17 protein-coding genes are annotated in these 23939 nt (G+C 65.3%); 13 read left to right on the top strand and 4 right to left on the bottom strand.

The features are described 5' to 3' along the window. Nucleotides 1-13: 13 nt before the first annotated feature. The gene (locus BTHE68_RS30655; protein WP_162070057.1) at nucleotides 14-3118 is read right to left on the bottom strand and encodes an acetoacetate--CoA ligase; all 3105 of its coding nucleotides are present in this window, start codon (nucleotides 3116-3118) and stop codon (nucleotides 14-16) included. Between the two features lie 342 nt (nucleotides 3119-3460). Between BTHE68_RS30655 and BTHE68_RS30650 the strand changes: the two genes are divergently transcribed. From BTHE68_RS30650 to BTHE68_RS30625, 6 genes are all read left to right on the top strand, one after another. Then, nucleotides 3461-3820 carry a DUF4148 domain-containing protein gene (locus tag BTHE68_RS30650; RefSeq protein ID WP_232078274.1) on the top strand — a complete coding sequence of 120 codons (360 nt, stop codon included), beginning with the start codon at nucleotides 3461-3463 and terminating at the stop codon, nucleotides 3818-3820. 189 nt (nucleotides 3821-4009) lie between these two features. Continuing rightward, a complete protein-coding gene (locus tag BTHE68_RS30645) occupies nucleotides 4010-5230 on the top strand; it encodes a TolC family protein (RefSeq protein WP_232078272.1) in 1221 nt (406 codons plus the stop codon). Nucleotides 5231-5240: 10 nt separating this feature from the next. Next, nucleotides 5241-6698: an efflux RND transporter periplasmic adaptor subunit gene (locus BTHE68_RS30640; RefSeq protein ID WP_162070055.1), complete on the top strand. Its 1458-nt coding sequence runs from the start codon at nucleotides 5241-5243 to the stop codon at nucleotides 6696-6698. 32 nt (nucleotides 6699-6730) lie between these two features. Next, nucleotides 6731-9946 (top strand): efflux RND transporter permease subunit, encoded by a 3216-nt coding sequence (locus tag BTHE68_RS30635; protein ID WP_162070054.1) that lies wholly within the window; start codon nucleotides 6731-6733, stop codon nucleotides 9944-9946. Then, entirely contained in the window at nucleotides 9947-10630 is a 684-nt protein-coding gene (irlR, locus tag BTHE68_RS30630) for a heavy metal response regulator transcription factor IrlR (protein WP_162070053.1), read from the top strand. Beyond that, nucleotides 10627-12027 (top strand): heavy metal sensor histidine kinase, encoded by a 1401-nt coding sequence (locus tag BTHE68_RS30625; protein WP_162070918.1) that lies wholly within the window; start codon nucleotides 10627-10629, stop codon nucleotides 12025-12027. The genes irlR and BTHE68_RS30625 overlap by 4 nt, the downstream gene beginning before the upstream one ends. Nucleotides 12028-12056: 29 nt before the next feature. On the opposite strand, the gene BTHE68_RS30620 is transcribed toward BTHE68_RS30625, so the two are convergent. Both BTHE68_RS30620 and BTHE68_RS30615 read right to left on the bottom strand, forming a co-directional pair. Further along, entirely contained in the window at nucleotides 12057-12356 is a 300-nt protein-coding gene (locus BTHE68_RS30620) for a DUF4148 domain-containing protein (RefSeq protein ID WP_162070052.1), read from the bottom strand. Between the two features lie 142 nt (nucleotides 12357-12498). Continuing rightward, nucleotides 12499-14034, bottom strand: coding sequence for a methyl-accepting chemotaxis protein (locus tag BTHE68_RS30615; protein WP_162070051.1), 1536 nt, complete (start codon nucleotides 14032-14034; stop codon nucleotides 12499-12501). Between the two features lie 237 nt (nucleotides 14035-14271). Between BTHE68_RS30615 and BTHE68_RS30610 the strand changes: the two genes are divergently transcribed. The 6 genes from BTHE68_RS30610 (at nucleotide 14272) to BTHE68_RS30585 (ending at nucleotide 21557) form a co-directional block, all read left to right on the top strand. Further along, nucleotides 14272-15273 (top strand): FUSC family protein, encoded by a 1002-nt coding sequence (locus BTHE68_RS30610; RefSeq protein WP_162070050.1) that lies wholly within the window; start codon nucleotides 14272-14274, stop codon nucleotides 15271-15273. A 22-nt stretch (nucleotides 15274-15295) separates the two neighbouring features. Then, entirely contained in the window at nucleotides 15296-16516 is a 1221-nt protein-coding gene (locus tag BTHE68_RS30605; RefSeq protein ID WP_162070049.1) for a helix-turn-helix domain-containing protein, read from the top strand. 38 nt (nucleotides 16517-16554) lie between these two features. Then, on the top strand, nucleotides 16555-17193 hold the full coding sequence (locus BTHE68_RS30600; protein ID WP_162070048.1) for a Vgb family protein: 639 nt from the start codon (nucleotides 16555-16557) through the stop codon (nucleotides 17191-17193). 80 nt (nucleotides 17194-17273) lie between these two features. Beyond that, a complete protein-coding gene (locus BTHE68_RS30595) occupies nucleotides 17274-19553 on the top strand; it encodes an EAL domain-containing protein (protein WP_162070047.1) in 2280 nt (759 codons plus the stop codon). 46 nt (nucleotides 19554-19599) lie between these two features. Further along, on the top strand, nucleotides 19600-20253 hold the full coding sequence (locus BTHE68_RS30590; protein ID WP_162070046.1) for a hypothetical protein: 654 nt from the start codon (nucleotides 19600-19602) through the stop codon (nucleotides 20251-20253). Nucleotides 20254-20339: 86 nt separating this feature from the next. Next, nucleotides 20340-21557, top strand: a complete 1218-nt coding sequence (locus tag BTHE68_RS30585; RefSeq protein WP_162070045.1) for an MFS transporter — start codon at nucleotides 20340-20342, stop codon at nucleotides 21555-21557. Here BTHE68_RS30585 and BTHE68_RS30580 read toward each other — a convergent pair. Next, nucleotides 21499-22482 carry a LysR family transcriptional regulator gene (locus tag BTHE68_RS30580; RefSeq protein WP_162070044.1) on the bottom strand — a complete coding sequence of 328 codons (984 nt, stop codon included), beginning with the start codon at nucleotides 22480-22482 and terminating at the stop codon, nucleotides 21499-21501. The two genes, BTHE68_RS30585 and BTHE68_RS30580, sit on opposite strands and share 59 nt — an antisense overlap. Nucleotides 22483-22605: 123 nt before the next feature. On the opposite strand from BTHE68_RS30580, the gene BTHE68_RS30575 reads away from it, so the two are divergent. After that, the gene (locus BTHE68_RS30575) at nucleotides 22606-23919 is read left to right on the top strand and encodes an MFS transporter (RefSeq protein ID WP_162070043.1); all 1314 of its coding nucleotides are present in this window, start codon (nucleotides 22606-22608) and stop codon (nucleotides 23917-23919) included. The last annotated feature ends 20 nt before the right edge of the window (nucleotides 23920-23939 follow it).

Raw genomic sequence — 23939 nt, 5'->3', positions numbered from 1 at the left:
CCCGCCCTATGCCTCACGCGCGCCGGACCATGCCGCCATGGCCGCGGCTCGGCGCTTCGGGCGCATGCGCGACGCCATAGTCGCCATCGAGCGCGGCGGCGGCGGCATACACACCCGGCTCTTCGATGACGCCCGCATGGTTGCCCGGCACTTCCGCGACCGTCAGGCCACGGCGCGCGATGTTCCGCCAGAGCGGCAGCGGGTCGCCGCGGTCCTGCTCGCGCGAGGCCGCGCGCACATAGACGATCCGTCCGCCCTCATACGGTCTGGGCCGATAGTTGTTCATCGCGGTGCGGCAGGTGTCACGCAGCCGTCGCAGCACCGGCGGCATCGGATGGGCGGTTGGAGCTGCCTGCGCGCTCGGCACGCGGCCGAGCCGCATCGCCAGCTTGTTCGTGGCGGCGACGAACTTGGCCGCGACGAAACCCGCGCGCTCCTGCGGCTTCATCTTCGTGAACGTCTTCCATAGACGGCTCACGTAGTCGCGCCGGAAGTCCAGCCACGCGAACCACGGCAGCCAGCGTTCCTGCACGTAGGTATCGAGCAGGCACACGAACTCCGTTTGCTCACCCGCGCCGAACAGTTGCTGCGCAATTTCGAGCGCCACGAGTCCGCCGAACGAAAAGCCGGCGAGCGCATACGGACCGGTTGGCTGAACTTTGCGAATCTGCTCGACGTAAGTCCTCGCCATATCTTCCACGCGGCGTTGCGGCGGCGTTTCGCCATCGAGCCCGAGCGCCTGCAGGCCGTACACCGGACGCTGCTTGCGCATCGAGCCGATGAGCCGCGTGCATTCGAGCACCGATCCCGTCACGCTGTGCACGAGAAAGAGCGGCGTGCCGTCGCCTTCGCGCATCGGCACCAGCACTTCCGATGTCTCCGGCAGCGCGCCGTTGTCGATCACGTCGGCGAGCTGGGCGATGGTCGGCGCGCGCAGCATCGTCGCAAGCGGAATCGGGCGTCCGATGAGCGGCTGCAATTCCGCGAGCAGGCGCGCGGCGAGCAGCGAATGGCCGCCCAGTTCGAAGAAGTTGTCGTCGCGGCCGATCGGCGCGAAGGCGAAAAGCTGCTCCCATTTCGATCGCAGCAGCCGCTCCAGCTCCTCGCGCGACGCGTAGCTTCGCGGCATCTCATCGGACTGATGCCGCAGGGCAGGGTGCGCGCGGATCGCATCGAGCGAGGCGGGGTTGCGCAGCGCTGCCACGTTGGTCACGTCGAGTCCGTTGACCGCGTTGCGCACGGCGGCTTCCGTGAGCTTGCCGCTATGCGTGACCGGCAGATCGTCGACGGCGGCGATCACGTCCGGCACATGTGCAGCGGACGTGCGGCGCACGAGTTCGCGGCGAATCCGCGCGATGAGCGGCCCGTTGAGCTGCGCGCCCGGCTTGAGCGTGACCAGCAGCACGAGACGCTCGCTGCCGGTCTCCCTGATGCGTTGCTGCACGACGATGCCGTCGCGAATCCCGGGAATGTCGTTCAGCACGCGGTAGATCTCGCCCGGCCCGACATTGATGCCGCGCACGACGAGCACGCCATCGCTGCGCCCGTGCAGGCGCGCCGTGCCGCGCGGCGGAAATTCGATCTGGTCGCCATGCGTCCACACGCCGGCATTGGCGCTGAAATAGGCTTTGTGAAAGCGTTCGCTGTCCGGGTCGTTCAGAAACCCGAGCGGGCGCGACGGGAACGGATTCACGCAGACCAGTTCCCCGACGCCTTGCGCACGCGCGCCGTCGCGCCACGCCTGAACGTCGAACCCGAGGCTCTTGCACTGCGCTTCGCCCGCGTACACGGGAAGGTTCGGATTGCCGAGCACGAAGCAGCCGAGGATGTCGGTGCCGCCGCAAATCGATTGCAGGCGCAGGGGCTTCACCTTGTCGCGGACCCATTCGAACTGCGCGTCGAAGAGAATCGCGCCCGTCGACATCATCGAATGAAGCGCGCTCAGATCGAATTCGCGCGAGGGCACGAGCCCGCCGTCCTCGCACATTTTCAGATAGGCGGGACTCGTGCCGAATACGTTGACGCGCTCTTCGGCGACGAGCCGCCATAACGTATCGACCGATGCGATCGGTCCGTCGTAGGTCACGATTTCGACGCCCGATGCGAGCGCCGACAATTGCCAGTTCCACATCATCCACGCACAGCTCGTGTGGAAAAACATGCGATCGCCGGGCCGCAGGTCGCAGTGCAGCCGATGCTCCTTCAGATGCTCGATCAGACTCCCGCCCGTGCCGTGCACGATGCATTTCGGCTTGCCGGTCGTGCCCGACGAGAACATGACGAAGAGCGGATGATTGAAGCCGAAGCGCTTCCATTGCACGCGTTGCGGGTCGCCAGCGGCGACGAGCGCGTCGAGCGAATTGACGGTTGGCGTCGCGTGTACGGCCGATGGATCGCCGTCGAGGCTGACGATGCCCGCGAGCGTCGGCAGCGCATCGGCGAGCTGGGAGATCTTCTGCGCGAGCGGCGTGCCGGTGTCGAAAGGCTTCGCTGCGCTATGCGCGAACAGGAAGCGCGGTTCGAGCTGCGTGAAGCGATCGAGCAAGGTTTCGATGCCCATCTCGGGCGCAGCCGTAGATAGCGTCGCGCCGATGGCGGTCACGGCAAGCGCGGTGACGATCGCGTCGGCGTCGTTGCGCATCACGGCCGCAACGCGGTCGCCTTCGCGCATCCCAAGATGCGTGAGGGCGTCGGCGAGGCGGGCAACGCGCTCGCGCAGCTCACCGCGCGTGAAGCGCACGCGGCGGCCATCGGCATGACAGGCGATGAGCGCGGGCGCATCGGCGCCGGTGATCGACAGACCGAGCAGGTTCTCCGCGTAGTTCAGCTTCACGCGTGGAAAGAAGCTCGCGTGCTCGCAGATATCGCCGATACAAACTGGCTCCGCTTCGCCCGACCACGTCAGGCCCGGCGGCCACTGCATGAAATAATTCCAGAATGTCCGGAATTCCCGGACCGAGAAGTCGTGCAGCGCGGCGTAGTCGTCGAATGAACGCCCCGTGCGTGCCTGCAGCGCCGCGGTGAACACGGTCATCTGCGATGGCGTGGCGCGCTCGGGTGGTGGATCGAAAAGCGGCAGGCGTGTCTTCGCCTCGTTGGGCGATTCCGAACGATTCATGGTTGGGCTCCCTCAGTGGTAATGGCTTCACCGTGTCTTGCCGGCTTGCCTTTTTATTTTTGAAACTGTGGTTCGTCATCTGGCGCCTTGAGCGCTCTCGCTTTGATGAGGTCCGTTCCCGGGCGGACCGCAGTCATCGATGATCAAGGTTATCCAGCCAGATCGCGCCGCAATGTGCGGCGCAAGACAAAAGTCATCGGCTGATCGATGCGAGGCCGTCGGCTTCGGCAAGGTTGGCTGAAAACGGCGATTGATTGGCATTTCGTTCTCGATGGGTTGCCGTTCGTTGTATGGCAATACTGTCGCCGCCTGGCGAATATTCCCGTCGCTGGCGTCGCTCACATGACAAAAATGTCATCTCTTTCTCATGATGGCGCACCGGCAGTGTCGCAAACTCGATACTCAGTCATCCAGATCATCGAGGCAAACATGCTTCCGACACGAACCGTCATACTCCCGGCCGCCCTCGTTGTCCTGTTCTCCGGGTGCGCGTCATCGCCAGAACTCAGCGCATCCGGAGGCAAGACGAGAGAGCAGGCGCGAGCCGAACTCGATCAGGCGTGGCGCGATGGATGGCTGCCGAACAAGCGCTCCGAATATCCGCCCACCGAAGCGACGCGGGAGCGCAACAAGAAGCGCTATGCCACCAAGTACCCGGAAGACTCGCCGAACGAGGCGTCGCTTTCGAGGCACGCGGACTGAAGGTTTCGCGCGATCGATCGGGCGCGCAAGTGTCGGCATCGATCGCCATTGATTCGTATATCGAAACGAATGGCATACGAAAAAATTCATGTTCGCGTCATCGTCACACGCCGGACAGACCGTAGCATTCGTCACAGCGTTTCTTTATCCACCATCATGGTCCTACGCGCTTTTACTGCGGTGCTGCTGATGTTGACCGGGCCCGCGCTGTACGCGCAAGCGCCGGCCGATTTATCGCTTGCCGAGGTGCTCGGTCTCGCGGCCGACGCCAATCCGATGCTGCGCGGTGCGCGCGCCGGCGTGAGCGCGTCCGAGGGTGTGTTCATGCAAGCCGGCGCACGGCCGAATCCGTCACTCTCTTTCCTCCAGGAAGGTTTCGGTGGCACCGATCGCACGTCGACCGCCGCCGTGAATCAGCCGATCGAGTTGGGCGGCAAGCGCGGCGCGCGGCTCGACGTGGCGTCATACGGCAGGGAGGTGGCCCTGGCCACGCTCGACAGCAGCAGCGCGACGCTACGGGCCCAGGTCATCGCAGCGTTTTACGGACTGCTCGCCGCACAACGACAATTGCAGGTCGCGGAAGAATCGGCCCAGATCGCCACACGCTCCGCCGACCTGGCCGACAAGCGGGCGAAAGCGGGCAAGGTGTCGCCGGTCGAAGCCACCAAGGCCAGGGTCGCGGCGAGCGGCGTTCAGATCGAAGTCGTCAATGCGCAGGCGCGCGTCTCGACGGCCGCGGAAAAGCTCGTCACGGTCACGGGCGCGCCGTCGGTGCGCGATCGAAACGTGCTCGACGACATTGAAGCCATACCCGAGGTCGACGCCTACTCCGAGCTTGCCCCCCGTCTCGAAGATGCGCCGCTGACGCGTGCCGCGCGAGCCGAAGTGCTGCGTTCCAATGCCGTGATTTCTGTCGAACGTGCGCGGCGCATTCCGGACATCACGGTGACGGCCGGCGTGAAGCGCGTCGTCGCCGGAGGGCTTCGCGACAATCAGGCTGTCATCGGCGTGTCGATTCCACTGCCGCTCTTCGACACCAACAAGGGCGCGCTGCTCGAAGCGACACACAAGGCCGAGCAGGCACAGGCCGACTTCGATACCGAGCGGGCCAACCTGCGACTCGAATTGACACAGGCTTACGCGAACTACGAGCGCGCAAAACAGGAGGCGTCGCGGCTCAAGGTCGATGTGCTGCCCGCCGCTCGTCAAGCGCTCGACGCGATGTCGCGCGGTTATCAGCTAGGCAAGTTCAGTTTCCTCGACGTTCTGGATGCGCAGCGCACGCTCTTTCAGGAGCAGTCGCGTTACGTGCAGGCGCTCAAGGACGCGCATCTCGCCGTAGCCGATATCGGCCGCCTCACCGGCACGCCGTTGCCGGCTGCGAGCGTCAGTCCATCCACCGCTCCCTGAGGGATTCGCCATGCCGCGTTCCAGACTTCTAGCGATCACTGTGGCTGCCGTCGGGGTGAGCATCGCGCTTGCCGTGCTGGTAACGACGCTCAGGGCGAAGCAGACCGATGTTGTCGGCGATGGCGCATCAGTCGCAGCGGGCAGCCCGCACGGCGGCACGATGCTCAAGTCCGGCGACCTCACGCTCGAAGTCGTGCTCTCCGAAAAGCCCGATGACGCTCGCATCATTCTGTATCCGTCCGCGGGCGGCAAGCCGCTGCGAAACGGCGTGACCGCCACGGTGCAACTGAGACGCGCGCAAGGAACCACCGAGACCATCCGCTTCATCGCTGCCGGAAACAGGCTGACGTCCGCGCAATCCATCGCGAAGCCACACGTGTTCGAATCGACGCTGCAGGTCCTATGGAACGGCAAGCAGGCGACATTCGAGTTCGCGCGCAGCGACGGCGCCATCCCACTGGATGCGCAGCAAATGCGCAACGCCGGCATCGATGTCAGGAAGTCCGGGCCCGCGCAGATCGCTTCGATCGTCCAGGTGCCCGGAGAGATTCGCTTCAACGAAGACCGCACGGCGCACGTCGTCCCGCGCGTGGCGGGCATCGTCGAACAGGTTGCAGTTTCGATCGGCGAAACGGTCCGGAAGGGCCAGTTGCTTGCTGTCGTCGCCAGCACGGACCTCGCCGACCGAAGGAGCGAACTCCTGACGTCGGAGCGCCGACTCTCCGCCGCGCGCACGGCTTACCAGCGGGAAAAGATGCTCTGGGAGGAGCGCATTTCCGCGGAGCAGGATTATCTGCAAGCGCAAGTCCAGCTCCGTGAGGCGGAGATCGCGGTGCAGAACGCGCGGCAGAAACTCATTGCGTTGAACGCAAACCCGGGCGGCGGCGCGCTGAATCGCTATGAGCTGCGCGCGCCGTTTTCAGGAACCATCGTGGCGAAACACGTCACGCCGGGCGAGGCGATCGCAGCCGAGGCGAACGTGTTCACGCTCTCCGATCTCTCGACGGTATGGGCGGAAATGGCCGTGCCCGCGCAGCACTTCGATGCGGTCCGCGTGGGCCGCACCGCGACCGTCAAGGCGGCCGCTTTCGCTTCGAGTTCGCAAGGCCCGATTTCGTATGTGGGCGCGTTGCTCGGAGAGCAGACACGCTCGGCGCAGGCTCGCGTTGTTCTGCCGAATCCTGACGGCGCGTGGCGTCCCGGCATGTTCGTCAACGTGTTTGTAAGCGCCGGGGGGCAGACTGTCCCGGTCGCGGTCGTCAGCGACGCGCTGCAGGAGATCGACGGCTCGCCCGCCGTGTTCGTCGCGACGCCGAAGGGGTTCGTCGCGCAGCCCGTCAGGACAGGCCGCAAGGACGACCGCATGGTCGAAGTGGTGAGCGGCCTGTCCGTCGGTCAGCAGTACGTCGCGTCCAACAGCTTCGTGCTGAAGGCCGAACTCGGCAAGGGCAGCGTCGAGGAAGAGTGACATCGACGCTTCCCAGTTCACAGGACCATTCAATGTTCGAGCGACTTGTTCGTTTCGCGATCTTTCACCGCTGGCTGGTGATGCTGGCCGTCGTCAGCGTGGCGGCGTTCGGCGTCTTCAGCTACCAGAAGTTGCCGATCGACGCGGTGCCCGATATCACCAACGTGCAGGTGCAGATCAACACATCGGCGCCGGGCTACTCGCCGCTCGAGTCCGAGCAACGGATCACCTATCCGATCGAGACGGCGATGGCGGGCCTGCCGAACCTGAGTCAGACGCGTTCCATCTCGCGCTATGGCCTGTCGCAAGTCACCGTCATCTTCAAGGATGGCACGGACATCTACTTCGCTCGCCAGCTCGTCAACGAGCGCATTCAGGAGGCCAGGGAAAAGCTGCCTGACGGCATCGCGCCCGCGATGGGCCCCACGTCGACCGGACTGGGCGAGATCTACCTGTGGACCGTCGAGGCGGGCGCGTCCGCTCGCAAGCCGGACGGCACGCTCTACACGCCCGCCGATCTGCGCGAGTTGCAGGACTGGGTGATCAGGCCTCAGTTGCGTAGTGTGCCCGGCGTCACCGAAGTCAATTCCATCGGCGGTTATGTCAGGGAGTTTCGGATCGCGCCCAATCCCACGAAACTGATGTCATACGGATTGACGCTCGCGGATATCGTCAAGGCCGTCGAACGAAACAACGATAACGTGGGCGCGGGCTACATCGAAAAGCGCGGTGAGCAGTATCTCGTTCGCGTGCCGGGTCAGGCCGGCTCCGTCAACGACATCGCGAACATCGTGCTCACGAACGTGAGCGGCGTGCCGGTGCGCGTGAAAGACCTGGCTCAGGTCGATGCGGGCCGCGAGCTTCGCACGGGCGCCGCGACGTCGAACGGCCGGGAAGTGGTGCTGGGGACGGTCTTCATGCTGATGGGCGAGAACAGCCGGTCCGTTGCGCGCGCCGTCGCCCGCAAGATGGACGACGTGAACCGGACCCTGCCGGCCGGCGTGCGCGCGATCCCGGTGTACGACCGGACCGTGCTGGTCGAGAAAGCGGTCAACACGGTGAAGAAGAACCTGCTCGAAGGCGCGGTGCTGGTGATCGTCATTCTGTTCATGTTCCTCGGGAACATGCGCGCGGCCATCATCACCGCGCTCGTGATTCCATTGTCGATGCTGATGACCATCACCGGCATGGTGAACGCGAAAGTGAGCGCGAACCTGATGAGCCTCGGCGCGCTCGATTTCGGCATCATCGTGGATGGCGCCGTGGTCATTGTCGAGAATTGCGTGCGGCGTCTTGCTCACGCCCAGGCGGCAGCGGGCAGGCCGCTCACGCGGGAAGAACGTTCCGCGGAAGTGTTCGGTGCCTCGCAGGAAGCGCGCCGGGCGCTCATCTTCGGTCAGCTCATCATCATGGTGGTCTATCTGCCCATCTTTGCGCTCACCGGCGTCGAAGGGAAGATGTTTCATCCGATGGCCGTCACCGTCGTCATGGCGCTCGCGGCGGCGATGGTGCTGACCGTCACCTTCATTCCGGCCGCGGTCGCGCTGTTCATCGGCGAGCATGTCGCGGAAAAGGAGAATCGCGTGATGGGCTGGGCGCGGCGCGCCTATGAACCGGCGCTCACGCGCTTCATGAGCCGGCCGAAGCGCGTGATGGTCGGCGCGGTGGTGATCGTCGCTGTCACGACTGCGCTCGCGACGCGCCTGGGCAGCGAGTTCATTCCAAGCCTGAACGAAGGAGACCTGGCCGTCGCCGCGCTGCGCATTCCGGGCACGAGCCTGTCGCAGTCGCTGGAGATGCAAAAGAGCATCGAGCGCACGCTGAAGGAGAAAATCCCCGAGATCGACCGCGTATTCGCGCGCACCGGCACGGCGGAGATCGCCGCAGACCCCATGCCGCCGAACTTGTCCGACGCCTATGTGATGCTCAGGCCAACCGATCAATGGCCCGATCCCCGCAAGCCGCGCACCGAGCTCATCAAGGAAATCGAAGCCGTGCTCGCCACCTTGCCCGGCAACGCGTACGAGTTCTCGCAGCCGATTCAGCTGCGCTTCAACGAACTCATCTCCGGCGTGCGCAGCGACGTCGCGGTGAAGATCTTCGGCGACGACATGACCGTGTTGAGCGATACCGGCGAGAAGATCGCCGCCGCGCTGCGCAAGGTGCCGGGCGCCGCCGAAGTGAAGGTCGAGCAGACGACGGGTCTGCCCGTGCTGACCATCGATCTGGTGCGCGACAAGCTGGCCCGCTATGGCATCACCGTGGCCGACGTGCAGGACACGGTCGCGGCGGCGGTGGGCGGACAGAAGGCGGGCACGGTGTTTCAGGGCGATCGGCGGTTCGACATCGTGGTTCGCCTGCCCGATGAGCTTCGCTCGGACATCGAGGCCATCAAGCGGCTGCCCATTGCGCTGCCGCCGCCCGCATCGTCCGCGCCTCGCGCGTCGATGCTTCAGGCGCCGTATGTTCCGCTCGATGAACTGGCGACGGTCACGGTCGGACCGGGCCCCAATCAGATCAGCCGCGAAGACGGCAAGCGCCGGGTCGTGGTGAGCGCCAATGTGCGCGGCCGGGACGTGGGTTCCTTCGTCGCCGAAGCACGTGAGCTGATTCAGCAGGATGTGCAGGTGCCGGCGGGCTACTGGGTGTCGTGGGGCGGACAGTTCGAGCAATTGCAGAGCGCGAGCGAGCGGCTGAAGCTGGTCGTGCCGCTCGCGTTGTTCATGGTCTTCGTGCTGCTGTTCGTCATGTTCGGCAATGTAAAAGACGGGCTGCTGGTCTTCACCGGCATTCCGTTCGCGCTGAGCGGCGGGGTCGTTTCGCTGTGGCTGCGCGGCATCCCGCTCTCCATCACCGCCGCGGTCGGATTCATCGCGCTGTCGGGCGTTGCCGTGCTGAACGGCCTGGTCATGATTTCGTTCATCCGCAATCTGCGCGAAGAAGGCGCGCCGATCGACGCAGCGGTGCGGGAAGGCGCGCTGACCAGACTGCGCCCCGTTCTCATGACCGCCCTGGTCGCATCGCTCGGTTTCCTGCCGATGGCGTTCGCGACGGGAACCGGATCGGAAGTGCAGCGACCGCTCGCGACGGTCGTCATCGGCGGCATTCTGTCGTCGACGGCGCTGACGCTACTGGTCTTGCCGGTGCTTTATCGTGTGTGCCATTCGATGTCGTTCAGAAGCAGCGCGCGTCGCGGTTTGACGACGCGATGGCTGCAAGACGCACGTGTCAATGAAGGAGATGTGTAAATGCGAATCCTGATTGTCGAAGACGAACAGAAAACCGGTTCGTATCTGAAGAAAGGGCTGACCGAGGCGGGATACGTCGTCGATTGGGTGCAGGATGGCATCTCGGGCGAGCATCAGGCCGAATCGGAAAGCTATGACCTGCTGATCCTCGACGTCATGCTGCCCGGTCAGGACGGGTGGACGCTGCTCGAAAAGATCCGGCAGCGCCACTCGACGCCCGTTCTGTTCCTGACCGCGCGCGACGAGGTCGGCGACCGCGTGAAGGGCCTGGAACTCGGCGCCGACGACTACCTCGCCAAGCCGTTCGACTTCGTGGAACTGAGCGCCCGCATCCGCTCGGTGCTGCGCCGCGGCCAGTCGCGCGACGTCTCCACGCTTCGCGTGGCGGATCTCGAACTCGACCTGAATCGACGCAAGGCGATCCGCCAGGGCGACACGATCCTGCTGACCGCGAAAGAGTTCACGCTCCTGTGGCTGCTGATCCGTCGCGAAGGCGAAGTGCTGCCGCGCGCGACGATCGCCTCGCAGGTCTGGGACATGAACTTCAGCAGCGACACGAACGTCGTGGACTCCGCGATCCGCCGCCTGCGATCGAAGGTCGACGAGGGCTACTTTCCCAAGCTGATCCACACCGTGCGCGGCATGGGCTACGTCCTCGAATGCCGAGACGTCAACAAATGTTGATCCGGCGTTTCCTGCCCCGGACATTGCGTGCGCGGCTGACGGTCCTCATCGTTCTTTCGACGTCCGCGATTCTGACCATGAGCGGCGCGGCGCTCTATGGAGCCTTGCAAAGCCGGCTCGAATCGATGGCAGAGGAACAGATGATCAGTGCGTTGAACGCGTTGCAGTCGCACCTCGGCGAGATGCGCGACGCACCTGCGATTCCGGCCAATCGCGCGCTTCTGGTCGATGAATTGCATGGGCACCGACAGATGGAGCTTGCCATTTCCGACATGGACGGACGCGGCCTGGTCACGACAGGCGGGTTCAGGTCGTCTCCATACATACAGGCAGTGGAACCGGGACAGACGCCGCGACTGGTTGCACGAGACGGGTCGACGCTCAGTTACCTCGTCGCCGATGTGTCGCTCGCAGGCGCGAATGGGCCGCATGTGCGCGTGACGATTCAATACGACCGCAGCAGCGATGTCGCCTTGCTGCGCGCTCATGCCCGCACCATCATCGTCATTCAGTTGCTGGGTGTCCTCGTCGCGGCGGGACTGGCATACGGCATCTCGCTCGTCGGATTGAGTCCGCTTCGCCGGCTGGTGGCACGAGCCGAGCAGATGTCTTCCACGGGACTGGCTCAGCCGTTCGATGATCTCGACGCGTCGGGCGAACTCAAGGAACTGGAGCGCGCATTCAATGAAATGCTGCAACGGCTCGATGAATCATTTACCCGGCTGAGCCAGTTCTCGTCGAATCTCGCGCACGACATGCGTACGCCGCTCACCAATCTCCAGGCCGCCGCGCAGGTCGCGCTCTCGCATCCCCGCAGCGCGGCCGATTACCGGGACGTCATCGAATCGAGTATCGATGAGTATCGGCGGCTGTCGGGAATGATCGAGGATATGCTGTTTCTCGCGCGATCCGAGCGTGTCGACGCGAGCATCGTAACGGTCAGACTCGATGCTGCCGCCGAAGCGGAGCGCGTCGCGAACTACTACGAATCGATGGCGGAAGAGGCCGGCGTAAGCATTGTCGTGCAGGGGCGCGCGCACGTCGATGCCGACCTGCTGCTGTATCAGCGGGCGCTGAGCAATCTGATATCGAATGCGCTCAGGTTTGCGCCGCGAGGCACGGTCATTCGCGTCGATTGCAATGCGTCGCCGGACTCGACGACGGTCGCCGTGTCCGACGCGGGCCCCGGCATAGAGGCTGCGCACATCGAGCGGATCTTTGAACGGTTCTACCGCGTCGACCCTGCGCGACACAATTCCGCTGCGGGAACCGGTCTTGGGCTTGCGATCGTGAGATCGATCATGGAAAGCCATGGCGGGGTGTGCCGGGTTCACAGCGAACCCGGCGTCGCCACGACGTTCTCCTTGCGTTTTCCCAGCGCGGCGCAGTGCGCGTGAATGGCGCGCATCGCGACGCGCCATCTTCGCTATTTCGTGGTCGGCGGGGTCGCCGATGCCTGGCGGCTCACGCCCTGATCGTGATGATCGGTTGCAGGCGACTTCTCGCCGCGATGAGTCGTGGCCGCGTGAACTTCCTTGTTGCGTGCGACCATCGCATCCGTCGGCGGGTACTGGGTTTTGGTGCTCGGCGTGATTCCGTCGTGCTGGGCCTGTACCAGTTCCTGCTGGACCTGCTGACGGGACTTTTGTGCCAGTGCGGACTGAGAGATCAGGCCGAACGATATGCCCGTAATCGCGAGCACGACTGCGCTGTGAGTTGCCCTCATTGCTGTTCTCCAGGTTTCGACGCGCCAAGTGACGCGTCATGAGAGCAGTATGTAAGGTAGACAGTGCGTCAGCGTGACGCGAACATGAGAAATGCGGCGGGGACGCTTCGTTTGACGAACGGAATGCTGCGACCCCACCCCGTCACTCGTGAAGACGAAACGTCTCCACCGCCGTCCGCAAAGCCCCGGCCTGATCCTCCAGCGACTGGGCCGCCGCCGCCGCTTCCTCCACCAATGCCGCGTTCTGCTGAGTCACTTCATCCATCTGCGTGACCGCACGCGCCACCTGCTCGATGCCGCTGCTCTGCTCTTCCGATGCCGCCGCGATCTCACCCATGATGTCGGTCACACGCTGCACCGCCGTGCTTATCTCGGTCATCGTGCGGCCCGCCTCATCGACCAGCGCGGTGCCCGATTGCACGCGCTCGACCGAATCGTCGATCAGTTCCTTGATTTCCTTCGCTGCCGCCGACGAACGCTGCGCAAGCGAGCGCACTTCGCCCGCCACGACCGCGAAGCCGCGTCCTTCTTCACCCGCGCGCGCCGCTTCCACCGCCGCGTTCAACGCGAGAATGTTGGTCTGGAACGCGATGCCTTCGATGATCGTGATGATGTCCGCGATCTTCGACGAACTATGGTTGATCTCGCCCATCGTCGTCACGACCTGCGACACGACATGACTGCCCTTGCCCGCGATCTCCGATGCATTTGCCGCCAGCACGCTCGCCTGACGCGCGTTGTCGGCGTTCTGCTTGACCGTGCCGGTGAGCTCGTCCATGCTCGACGCGGTTTCCTGAAGCGCCGATGCCTGTTCTTCCGTGCGCGAGGAAAGATCCACGTTGCCCGCGGCAATCTGCTTGGTCGCGGACGCAATCGATTCGCTGCCGCCGCGCACCGTGCGAACGGTTTCGATGAGGCTCGCCTGCATGGTCGCGAGACCGTGCAGCAACTGACCCATTTCGTCGTTCGACGTCGCCTTGACGCTGCGGCGCAGATCGCCGGAAGCGATCGCATCGAACTGGGCGAGCGCCGCATCGAGCGGACGGGAGATGCGGCGGCGCAGCGAGATCCACGTATAGAAGGCCGCCGCCACGCCGATCAGAATCGCGACGATGCAGCCGATGCGGAACATGCCGAAGATTTCTTCACCTTCGTCATACGAGGCCTTGGCCTGTTCGAATTGCAGCTTGCGCAGCCCGGCGCCCGTCTTCGCGAAGTCGTTGAACGCGGCCTGCATCGCGCTCGCGTCGGCGAGGATCTTCGCCTGATCCTTCGCGCGCACGTCGGCATAGCCTTCGTCGATCAGCTTTTGCAGCGCGAGACGCTGCGCGTTGAAGTTGTCCGCGAGCTGCTTTTCGCCGGGGCCTTGCGGCAGGCCGGTGTAGGTCGTCCATGCGTCGTCGGAGGTCTTGCGCATCAGCGCGCCGCGTCCAATGGCATCTTCCGCGCCCGGCGTGCCGACATTCAGCGCCGCACGGTCGAAGCTCAGGCGCTCGCGCGCCATGAACATTTCCGCATTGCCGACCGACACCGCGCTCGGCATTTCATTCGTGAAAAGGTTGTGCGTGACCGAATTGGACCGGCTCATGCCGATCAGCCCGACCATGCCGATCGCGATCAGCAGCGCGCTCAGAAGCGTCATGGCCAGGGCCAGTCGGCCTTTGATTGTGGAAAACATAGCTCTCTCAAGGTGGCTGCATCGCAGGGACGCGAGCGCGGGGGCGGCGATGCTTCGCCTGCTGCGCGGCCGATGAAACCCATCGGCTGACCTGTATAACGACCGCGCCGCGAACGCCTTTAGGAATTGCTTAAAAGCTACGAAAGGCTTACGGCGCGCGATCGCCCCTGATTCAAGGGCTTTCGATTTGAAAACCGTTCTAAACTTCATGCGGATTCACACTCGATATGGCCGCGTATGCCCGCCGATGCGCCGCAGCAATTCCGTCTCGCCAGCGAGATCAAGGTCTGGACGCTCCTGCACGCAGCCATCGCGCTGTTGCCGTTCGTCGTGCTCGCGCTCGCGACCGGCAACGCGATATGGATGAAAGCGTCGCTGCTCGCGATCGGCGCCGTCATCGCAGAGGACAAGCTCGCGCTCAGGCCGCCCGGCGTGATCGCGTACGGGCTCGCGGTGATCGCCGGAACGTATCTGCTGCTGCTCGCCGAACTGGTGCCCGCGTTCTTCGTCATCGCGTGCATGACGCTCGCGGCGGGCGTGATTCTGTTCGCATCGCGCGGAAAAAAGCTGCGCGCGCTCGGCAACTGGACCTTCCTTCCGGTGTTGATCCTCGCGAACGAACTGCATGGCGGGCGCACCGTCGATGCGTTGTTGCGCGAGACGCCCGCGTATCTGCCATATCTGCTCGTGGCGCTCGTGCCCTCGGTGATTTCCGCGACGATACGCTCGCGCGGCAAGCCCGCCGCGCACTGGTCCAATCTCGACGATTTCGGCCCGCGCGCGCCCTTCGGCGAAGATCTCGCCGCGATGCTCGCGGGCGTCGGCATCGCGGCGATGATGGTCGTGTACTGGCATATGGATCGCGCGCAATGGGTGATCTGGGGCGCGGCCAGCATCGTGACGGGCACGGTGGATACGGCGCGCGTGAAGCTGAAGCATCGCGCCTTTGGGGTGATGACGGGCGTGCCGCTCGGCATGGTGCTCGGGCGCTATGTGGTGCCGCATTCGAGCATCGCTGTGACGCTCGCGACGCTGGCCGTGTTTCTCACGCTGGTCGCGTTCCAGCGCTATGTTGTCGGATATTTTTTTCGCTGTGTGTTCGTCACGCTCGCGATCATGCTGGCGAATCAGTCCACCGCCGATGCCTTCGAGCGAATCACGCATGTGCTCGCGGGCGGCGTGATCGGCATCGTGTGCGTGCTCGGCGTGCATGCGGCGGCAAGCCGTCTGTCACGATGATGGCGGTCTTGGCGGGACGCGCATGGATTCGCTGATCACGGCGGCCGCGCGCGCGCTCGCCGCGGGCGATCCGCTCGGCGCGCTGAACCGCATCGCGCTGCGCGAGGATGCGAGCGCGCTCGCGTTGCGCGGCATCGCGATGGCTCAGCTCGGCGACTTCGTGCGTGCGCGCGCGCTCGTGAAAAGCGCGGCGCGCGCGTTCGGCACGAAAGAGGCGCTGGCGCGCTCGCGCTGCATCGTCGCGGAGGCGGAGATCGCGCTGGCATCGCGCGATCTCACGTGGCCCGCGAAAGCGCTCGATCACGCACGCGCGATTCTCGACGCGCATGGCGATCATGTGAACGCCGCGCATGCGCGCTATCTGGAGGTGCGTCGCGCGCTGCTCATCGGAAGGATCGACGATGCCGCGCGCATGCTCGCCGAACTGGTTCCCGACACGCTGCCGGCTGCTTCGCGCACCGCGCATGAACTGATCGCGGCGGGCATCGCGATGCGCCGTCTTCAGACCCGCGCCGCGCACGCCGCGCTCGAACGCGCGACGCGAGCCGCGCGGCAGGCGGCGATCCCCGCGCTCGCCGCCGAAGTCGAGAGCGCGTGGCGCATCCTGAACACGCCCGCGGCGCGTCTTATCGCTCAAGGGAACGAGCGCCTGCTTCGGCTTGCCGAAGTGGAGGCGCTGTTCGCATCAAATACATTCGTCGTCGATGCGTGCCGTCTATGCGTGCGCGAGGACGGCACGTCGATCTCGCTCGCGACGCGTCCCGTGCTGTTCACGCTCGCGCGCATGCTCGCGCAGGCCTGGCCCGGCGACGTGCCGCGCGATGCGCTGATCCTGCGCGCGTTTCGCATCAGGGAAGCGGACGAGACGCATCGTGCGCGGCTGCGCGTCGAAATGGGCCGCTTGCGCACGCTGCTGCGCGCGCTTGCGGACATCGATGCGACGCCGCGCGGCTTCGTGCTGAAGCCGCGCCACGCGCGCGAGGTGGCCGTGCTCGCGCTGCCCGTCGAAGACGAATACGCGCCGCTGCTCGCATTGCTGTCCGATGGCGAATCGTGGTCGAGTTCCGCGCTCGCGATTGCGCTCGGCGCGAGCCAGCGCACCGTGCAGCGTTCGCTCGATGCGCTCGCCACGAGCGGCAAGGTGCAATCGTTCGGGCGTGGCCGTGCGCGCCGCTGGACCACGCCGCCGATGCCCGGATTCACGACGGCCTTGTTACTCCCCGTCGAGCTCGCGAGTGATTAGCATGAAGTCACGATCAACGAAGCACGGAGGATAACGGCATGAAACGCGCAAAGGCGGAAATCATCCGCGAATACGGACCGTTTGCGGACATCGAAGGCGTGCACGGCGTGACCTGGGACGGTGAGCGTGTGTGGTTCGCCGCCGGCGACACGCTCAACGCCTTCAATCCCGAGAGCGGAGAAAAGGAGCGCACGCTCAACATCGCGGCGCATGCGGGCACGGCCTTCGACGGCGAACATCTGTTCCAGATCGCCGAAGACCGCATCCAGAAGATCGATCCGAAGACGGGACACGTGCTGTCGACGATTCCCGCGCCCGGCGGCGGCGCCGATTCGGGTCTCGCGTGGGCCGAAGGCACGCTGTGGGTCGGTCAATACAACGAACGCAAGATTCATCAGGTCGATCCGGAGAGCGGCGCGATTTTGCGCACGATCGAATCGAATCGCTTCGTCACCGGCGTGACGTGGATCGACGGTGAACTGTGGCACGCCACCTGGGAAGGCGACGAGAGCGAACTCAGGCATATCGATCCGCAATCGGGCGAGGTCATCGAGCGGCTCGACATGCCCGAAGGCATGGGCGTATCCGGGCTCGAATCGGATGGTCAGGACCGCTTCTTTTGCGGCGGCGGGCGCACCGGCAAGGTGCGGGCCGTGCGCAAGCCCAAGCGGGGTTGAGGTCTCGATCCTTACTAAAGACTTCCGCTGCCTGGCCGATAAACACCGATACAAGCAATCAGCGCAACAGGGCCACAGCGGTGCAGAGCAAAGCGACCGATTTCCTCGGAATCATCGGCGAGAACGTCGCCAGGAACTTGCCGTACATCGAACACGCGCGCCGTTTCGATGGGCTCGGCCTCGCTCCGCTCGCCGTGCTTCTGGCCGCGTGCGGCACCTTTTTCGTGCCGCTGCCGTGGAACGTGCTGCTCGCGGCGCTCGTGATCGGCGCGACGATCGTCGTGCATCGGATGCAGGAGGCGAACCGCAAGATTTTCGTCGCGCGGCAGGTCGCGAACGGGCTGCTTTCCATCGCCGAGGATTGCCTCAAGCTGCTGTCGCTCGAAGGCCGCATCATGTGTATCTCCGAGATCGGCCGCGGCCTCATCGAAGCGGACTGCGCCGACGATCTCGTTGGCCTCGACTGGCTCGCGCTGTGGGACGGCCCCGACGCGCGGCAGGCGTTCGAGCGCGCGAAGCTGGGTGAATCGACGTCGTTTTCCGGCGCGTGCCGTACGATGAACGGCAAGCTCAAATGGTGGACGTCGACCTTCGCGCCCGTCTACGGCGAGCACGGCAAGGTCACGGCCGTGCTGTGCAAGTCGCGCGACATCACGGCGGAGGTGGATCTCATCGACGAGTTGCGCGGCAACGCGCGCGTGCAGAAGGACATGGAAGATCACGTCGACGCCGTCTTCTGGACCGCGACGCACGATTTCCGCGAGCTTCTGCACGTGAGTTCGGCGTTCCAGCGCATGTGGGAAATGCCGATGTCCGCGCTCGAAGCCGATCAGACCGCCTGGTCGCAACGCGTGCATCCCGACGATCTGCCCGCATTGCGCGACGAAATGCGTACGGCGGTGAACACGGGCGCGGCGACGCAGAGCTACTTCCGCCTCTGTCTGCCGCTCGACCGCACGCGCTGGGTGCGCGCGGACATCTACCCGGTAATCGAAGAAGGCGCGGTGTCGCGCGTCGTGAGCGTGTGCGTCGACGCCACCGACGAGCGCCAGCGCCTGCAGGAACTGCATCGGCTCGCGAATACCGACAGCCTCACCGGCCTCAGCAACCGCAACGCGATGATGGAAGCGCTGTTGAAGCGCTGCGAATCGGGTGCGCCGTTCGCGTACCTGTTCATCGATATCGACCGCTTCAAGTCGATCAACGACACGGCCGGCCATATCGCCGGCGACGCGGTGCTGCGCACCATCGCGCGGCGCATTCAGGAGACGCTGCCGGAAGACGCGGTGGCCGCGCGTCCGGGCGGCGACGAATTCACGGTGATCCTGCCGGGCACGTTCGATCAGGAGAGTATCGCGCGGGCGTGCCGCAAGCTCTCGCTCGCGTGTCATCGTCCGATCAAGATCGACTGCAAGAGCCTGACGATGACATGCTCGATCGGCGTTGCGCTGTATCCGGAGCACGGACGCACGCCCGAAGCGCTTTTCATCAGTGCCGACATGGCGATGTACGCCGCGAAGCGCGCCGGCCGCAACACGTTCCGCGTGTTCGGCGATCGCGAGAAGGACGATCTCGCGCGCGCGCATCTCGAAGCGGAACTGCACGGCGCGATCCGCGAGAATCAGTTCGTGCTGCATTATCAGCCGCAATATCGTGTCGATTCGGGTGAGCTTGTCGGCGTGGAGGCCTTGCTGCGCTGGAATCATCCGCAGCTCGGGCTGCTCGCGCCCGGCGCATTCGTGCCGGTGCTGGAGGAAAGCGCGCTCATCGTCGAGGCGGGGCATTGGGTCATCCGCGAGGCGGTGCTGGCGGCGTCGCAGCTCGCGCTCGCGCTGCCCGCGGCATGCTCGGTCGCGGTCAACGTGTCGCCGAAGCAGTTTCGCGACCCGCGCCTCGTGTCCGTGCTGCGGCACGCGATCAGGCGTGGCGGCATCGACTCGGGCCGCATCACGCTGGAAATCACGGAGTCGGCGCTGATCGACAATGTCGACCACGCTCAGGACGTGCTGTCCAACGTCCGCGCGATGGGCGTGCGCATCGCCATCGACGATTTCGGCACGGGCTATTCGAGCCTCAGCTATCTGGCGCGGTTCCGGCCGGACGTGCTGAAACTCGACAAGTCCTTCGTCGACAATATCGCGACCGACGTGATGGTTCGCACGGTCGTGGAAGGCGTGATCGATCTCGCGCACAAGCTCGGCGTGACGGTCGTCGCGGAAGGCGTCGAGACGCGCGAGCAACTCGACCTGCTGCGCGAGGCGCGCTGCGACAAGGTGCAGGGCTTCCTGCTGAGCCGTCCGGTCCGGCTGGAAAGCCTGATGGAGCAGGCGCACGCGCAGGAAGCCGCGACGCTGCGCTGACGCGCGTATCATCGCGGCATTCGCGCATGCGAGCCGGAGACAATCGATGAAAACATCATCCTTAAGCGTTTCACTGGCCGTGCTCGGCTGCGCGATCAGCACGCTCGCGCTCGCCGACGCCGCGCCGCCGTGTCCAGGCGTGAACGAGGCGAACGCAGGCAGGCTGGTGCAAGTACGCGACTTCACGCCGGTGAGCCAGCAAAGCAGCGCGTCGCATTTTCCCGGCTCGCGGCTGCGCGCCGCGCGCAATTCGATGAAGGTCGATCAGAACGCATCGGCGCTGGCGGACGGCATCGTCAAGGCGCTCAACGCGAAGGGCATCGGCGCGTGCCATGTGACGGCGCAATCGTCGCCGCCCGGCTCGGGCTGGCTCGTCACCGGCGAGTTCGACGAAACGCTCTCCACCGGGCTCGGCGCCGGATTGCCGTCGATGGGTTCGTCGGGGAAGGACGCGCCCAACACGCACGTCACCGTGCAGCTTGCCGATCTCGCGGCGAGCCCGGATGCGCCGCTCACGCAGATCGACACGAGCAGCGAGCTGAAAGGACAGAAGTCGGCGGCCGCACCCAAGCCTTACGGCGCGGCGGCGCGCTTCGTCATCAACACGGCCGAATCGATCTCGTCGCTCGACGATCTCGCGGCGAAGATCGCCGATCAGATAGCGGCGGAAAAGGCGAAGCTCGAAAGCGGCGCGCAATAACGCGAATCACGGCGCAAGAACTGGAGTGCCGGCACGCGCCGCATCCGTGACGATGAGCCATCTCATCACGTCACGGAGCCACTTCGATGCGCTTTCCCGCTTCCTTTCAGCGCCTCGCCTGGTCGAATCTGCTGGCGCAATCGGCGGAGCAGATCGGCCTTGCCGCCGCGCCGCTCGCCGCCGTGTTCGCGCTCGGCGCGTCCGCGGTCGATATCGGCCTGTTGCAGAGCGCGCAGACGCTGCCGTTTCTGTTGCTGTCGATGCCGCTCGGCGTGATCGCGGACCGCCGCTCGCGCCGCGCGCTGATGACGGTGGCCGAATGCGCCCGCGCGCTCGCGATGCTCTGCGTGTTGCTGCTCGTGCTGTCGCAGGCGTTGACGCTGCCGCTGCTCGCGCTCCTCGGCTTTCTCGGCGCGACCGGCACGGTGGCCTACAACGTCGCCGCGCCCGCGCTCGTTCCGGCGCTGGTCGAGCGGGCCGCGCTGCCCGCCGCCAACGGTCGGATCGAACTGGCGCGCAGCGTCGCGTATTCGGCGGGGCCGGCGCTGGGCGGGCTTCTCGTCGGATGGATCGGCGCGGGATGGGCGTACGGTTGCGCGGCGGGGCTGTCGGCATCGGCGGCGATGCTGCTCGCGGGTTTGCGCGAACCGCCACGCCAGCGCGCCGCCGCGCGTCATTTCCTGACGGAGTTGCGCGAGGGCGCGCGCTTCGTCTCCCGCGACGCGCTGCTGCGCCCGATGCTCGCCACCGCCGTGTTCTTCAACCTCGGCTTCTTCACGTTGCAGTCGGTCTATGTGCCGTACGCGGTGCAGCGGCTTGGCTTGAGCGCGTCGGCGGTCGGCGTGACGCTCGGCGCGTACGGCGTCGGCATGGTATGCGGCGCGCTGGCCGCGCCCGTGGTCGCGCGGCGCATCGCCTTTGGCCGCATGTTGCTCGTCGGGCCGTTCTGCGGGCTCGCCGCATCGCTCGCAATGGTCGCGACGCTCGCCGCGCCGTCATTCTGGCTCGCGGCGTCGAGCTTCTTCCTGCTGGGCGTGGGACCGATCCTGTGGACCGTCGGCTCGACGACGCTGCGCCAGGCCATCACGCCCGCGACCATGATGGGCCGCGTCTCGGCGCTCAACAGCACGGCGACGTACGGCGCGCGGCCGCTCGGCGCGCTGCTCGGCGCGGCGATCACCGCGCGCTACGGCATGGGGCCGTGCCTCGTCGCGGCGGCGGCGGGGTTCGTGGTGCAGGCGTGGATCATCGTGGTTTCTCCGGCGGCGCGTCTCGCCGAGGTGCCCGAAGGCGCGCTCGTTTGACGCTCGCCGTGGGCGGATGAGCGAACATCGGCATGCGTTTGAGAATCCAGTCGAGCAATTCCTGCGGTCCCGCCGCGAGTGGCCGCCCGGTCTTCACGAGCAACTTTGCCTGCGCGCTTTCGAACAGCGGATGCGCGATCGGAATCGTCGTCAGCTCGCCGCTCGCCAGTTCGCGATACGCGGCGAACTCGCCGATCAGCGTCATGAAATTTTCCGCTGCGACGAAGCGTTTGAGCGCGCCGAGCGAGTTCGTCGTGAGCGTCGGGCGGATCGCGAGATTGTCGGTCGTCTCCAGCATCTTCACGACATGGCCGATGCCGAAGGTCGGCGGCATCAGCGCGAGCGGATAATCGAGCAGATCGCGAATCTTCGCGGCGCCGCCGCGCCGCGCCAGCGGATGATCGCGCCGCGCAAGCAGCACGACCGGCTGCGCCGAGCTCGCGCGAATTTCGATGCGCTCGTGCGGCGGCGGGTTGTACGCCAGCCCGATATGCGCGCGGCTCTGCGCGACTTCTTCCAGCAGGTCGTCGACGGCGAGCATCTGCACGTCGATTTCGAGGCGCGGATAGCGCGCGCAGAACGGCGCGAGCACGTCGTCGACGAGCGTATCGACATAACCTTCGCTCACCGCGAGCCGAATCTGGCCCTGCTGCAAACCCTTCAGCGCGTGCAACTGGTCTTCGAGCTTTTCCTGCTGCGAGCGGTAGCCGCGCCAGAATTCGAGCAGATGAAACGCCGCCTCGGTCGGCCGCACGCCGCGCGGTTCGCGCTCGAACAGCGTCGTGTCGAGTTCGTCTTCGAGCAATCTGATCTGCCGCGCGATCACCGAAGGCGACGTATTCAGATGGTCCGCCGCGCCGCGAATCGTGCCGTGCGACAGCACTTCCTGAAAATAGCGCAGCCGTTGCTGATTGATTTCCCGCATGGTCATTGTCTCCGTGTTGCTCACAGAGCAACGATACGTGAACTTAGTTGCTCTTGCTCGCACAGTCGCACGCGCTCAACATGGCCTTACCCGAAGACGGGGGAGACAAACCAGGAGACGCGGATGCCGACGATTCAGACCCTGCGAGGCGGCGATGCCGTTTCGGCGCTCTACAACAGAATCAACTGGCGGCTCCTGCCGCTGCTCATCGTGTGCTACATGTTCGCGTATCTGGACCGCGTGAACGTGGGTTTCGCGAAACTTCAGATGCAAAGCGATCTCGGCTTTTCCGATGCAGCGTACGGCGTCGGCGCCGGGATCTTTTTCATCGGCTATGTGCTATTCGAATTGCCGAGCAACCTGATGCTGCCGAAGATCGGCGCGCGCCTCACGTTCAGCCGCATTCTCGTGCTGTGGGGCATCACGTCGGCGTGCATGCTGTTCGTGCACAACGTGCCCGCGTTCTACGCGATGCGCTTTCTGCTCGGCGTGTTCGAAGCGGGTTTCGCGCCCGGCATGATCTATTACCTGTCGTGCTGGTACGGGCCGAAGCGCATGGCCCGCGCGATCGCGCTCGTGTTCGTCGCGGGGCCGCTCGGCGGTGTCGTCGGCGGGCCGCTTTCGGCGTGGCTGATTTCGTCGCTCGCGGGTGTCGGCGGCCTGGCGGGATGGCAGTGGATGTTTCTCGTCGAAGGCCTGCCGTGCATCGCGCTCGGTGCGCTCGTGTGGCGCGTGCTCGCAAACCGTCCGGCCGATGCGCGCTGGCTCACGCAGGACGAACAGCGTCTGGTCGAGGCGGAAGTCGGCGGTCATGGCGGGACGTCGCATCGTATCGATTCGTTCAGGGAAATCGCGAAGAATCCGCGCATCTATCTGCTGGCGATCGCGTACTTCTGCATCATCTTCCCGATCTACGCGATCAGCTTCTGGCTGCCTACGCTCATCAAGGAGCAAGGTGTCAGCGACACGATTCGCCTCGGCTGGTATGCCGCGATTCCGTACGTCGCCGCCGCGATCGCGATGTACGCCGCCGGACGACGCTCCGACAAGGTCGGCGAGCGCCGCTATCACTGCGCGCTGCCCGCGCTCGGCGCCGCCGCGCTGCTGGTGATGACGCCGTATGCATCGGGCAATCTCGTCGCGACGCTCACGCTGCTCACGCTCGCCACGGCTTGCATGTGGATGGCCTACACGGTCTTCTGGGCGATTCCGTCCGAAACGATTGCCGGCCCGGCCGCGGCGGGCGGCATCGCGCTCATCAACACGATCGGTCTGTCGGGCGGCTTCTGGGGCCCGGCGGTGATCGGCTGGGTCAAATCCGCGACCGGCAGCACCAACGGCGGCCTCGTCGTGATGGCGTGCATGGCGGCGCTCTCGTGCGTGCTGATCCTGGCGAACCGCCAAACCGCTGCCGCCGCCAGGGCGCGCACGGCCTGAATCTCAATCGATATTCATAA

It is taken from the genome of Burkholderia sp. THE68 (genome assembly GCF_009938265.1).
GTDB lineage: Bacteria > Pseudomonadota > Gammaproteobacteria > Burkholderiales > Burkholderiaceae > Caballeronia.
This window is presented reverse-complemented; position numbering and strand designations above follow the sequence as displayed.

Bases quoted from the DNA above. Each gene is read 5' to 3' on its own strand.
- BTHE68_RS30655 (WP_162070057.1), bottom strand. From the start codon at position 3,118: ATGAATCGTTCGGAATCGCCCAACGAGGCGAAGACACGCCTGCCGCTT.
- BTHE68_RS30650 (WP_232078274.1), top strand. From the start codon at position 3,461: ATGACAAAAATGTCATCTCTTTCTCATGATGGCGCACCGGCAGTGTCG.
- BTHE68_RS30645 (WP_232078272.1), top strand. From the start codon at position 4,010: ATGTTGACCGGGCCCGCGCTGTACGCGCAAGCGCCGGCCGATTTATCG.
- BTHE68_RS30640 (WP_162070055.1), top strand. From the start codon at position 5,241: ATGCCGCGTTCCAGACTTCTAGCGATCACTGTGGCTGCCGTCGGGGTG.
- BTHE68_RS30635 (WP_162070054.1), top strand. From the start codon at position 6,731: ATGTTCGAGCGACTTGTTCGTTTCGCGATCTTTCACCGCTGGCTGGTG.
- irlR (WP_162070053.1), top strand. From the start codon at position 9,947: ATGCGAATCCTGATTGTCGAAGACGAACAGAAAACCGGTTCGTATCTG.
- BTHE68_RS30620 (WP_162070052.1), bottom strand. From the start codon at position 12,356: ATGAGGGCAACTCACAGCGCAGTCGTGCTCGCGATTACGGGCATATCG.
- BTHE68_RS30615 (WP_162070051.1), bottom strand. From the start codon at position 14,034: ATGTTTTCCACAATCAAAGGCCGACTGGCCCTGGCCATGACGCTTCTG.
- BTHE68_RS30610 (WP_162070050.1), top strand. From the start codon at position 14,272: ATGCCCGCCGATGCGCCGCAGCAATTCCGTCTCGCCAGCGAGATCAAG.
- BTHE68_RS30605 (WP_162070049.1), top strand. From the start codon at position 15,296: ATGGATTCGCTGATCACGGCGGCCGCGCGCGCGCTCGCCGCGGGCGAT.
- BTHE68_RS30600 (WP_162070048.1), top strand. From the start codon at position 16,555: ATGAAACGCGCAAAGGCGGAAATCATCCGCGAATACGGACCGTTTGCG.
- BTHE68_RS30590 (WP_162070046.1), top strand. From the start codon at position 19,600: ATGAAAACATCATCCTTAAGCGTTTCACTGGCCGTGCTCGGCTGCGCG.
- BTHE68_RS30585 (WP_162070045.1), top strand. From the start codon at position 20,340: ATGCGCTTTCCCGCTTCCTTTCAGCGCCTCGCCTGGTCGAATCTGCTG.
- BTHE68_RS30580 (WP_162070044.1), bottom strand. From the start codon at position 22,482: ATGCGGGAAATCAATCAGCAACGGCTGCGCTATTTTCAGGAAGTGCTG.
- BTHE68_RS30575 (WP_162070043.1), top strand. From the start codon at position 22,606: ATGCCGACGATTCAGACCCTGCGAGGCGGCGATGCCGTTTCGGCGCTC.